Here is a 501-nt window from a genome sequence, read left to right as displayed (position 1 = left end):
CCTATTTGAGAATGGAATTCGCTCATTTAACAGATAATATACGGCGTGATGTTGTTCGTGTCGTACTCACTCGTGCTGATGCATGGCTGAGCTCACAACATGTAGCAGATAAACCATTAAGAGCATTTGCTGATGTCTTACAGTGTGCCATTGGATTATTTATTATCCGCAAAGATAAAAAATCACCAAATAATTCAATAATTCTATCCACACCAAATAAAGAGCAGCAACATGCCTAGTCGCTACATGAGCTTATTATTAATCATTAGTATGTTGCTGATGCAAAGTATCACTGCTTTCGCACAACCGCTAGAAAGTGAATATACAAAGCTGTCTACTGACTTAGACTTTATTTTAAATAACAATTTATCCGATAACAAAAACAATGTTGAGACAACGTCTGAAGAAATATCACTTAAAAAATTAGGATTAACCAAAGGGCTAACACTAACGAGTAGTAAACTACAATCTGGGGTCAGTTTTACCCTACCTTATGATTTT

2 pseudogenes are annotated in these 501 nt (G+C 35.5%); both read left to right on the top strand.

The annotated features are described in order from the left end of the window. Positions 1 to 239 (top strand): annotated as a pseudogene (locus tag ABN217_RS20600) (UDP-forming cellulose synthase catalytic subunit); the annotation flags it as partial. Next, positions 232 to 501, top strand: a pseudogene (locus ABN217_RS20595) (hypothetical protein); the annotation flags it as partial. The pseudogenes ABN217_RS20600 and ABN217_RS20595, both read left to right, overlap by 8 nt.

The organism is Proteus sp. fly-1067, assembly GCF_040139345.1.
Lineage (GTDB): Bacteria > Pseudomonadota > Gammaproteobacteria > Enterobacterales > Enterobacteriaceae > Proteus > Proteus vulgaris_B.
Note: the sequence above shows the minus strand (reverse complement) of the source record. Positions and strands in the feature narration are given on the sequence as shown.